At 58.8% G+C, this 260-nt stretch carries 1 protein-coding gene; it reads left to right on the forward strand.

All coding sequences use genetic code 11. The features are described 5' to 3' along the window. Positions 1-33: 33 nt before the first annotated feature. The coding region (locus RMT89_RS43950) for a hypothetical protein (protein ID WP_315889354.1) at positions 34-260 on the forward strand (227 nt) is incomplete at its 3' end.

Raw genomic sequence — 260 nt, forward strand, 5'->3', positions numbered from 1 at the left:
GTGGCAGCTAGTCTGTCCTTGCTGCTGTGCGGCGTGGCGCTGCCCGTCTTCGCGCAGGTCATTCCCGACGGTGGCAGTAATACGACCACCAGTATCGACGCAGCCAGCGGCGCTACAAACGTTCAGATCGCACCAGTCGGCAATCCGACATCCGCCATCAGCCACAACACCTACACGGAATTTTCCGTCAACTCTCTCGGTGTCAATCTCGACAACCGGACAGTCAACGCACGCACGATCCTGAACGAGGAGACATCCTC

Origin of the sequence: Streptomyces sp. P17 (assembly GCF_032436805.1) — a bacterium.
Taxonomy (GTDB): domain Bacteria; phylum Actinomycetota; class Actinomycetes; order Streptomycetales; family Streptomycetaceae; genus Streptomyces.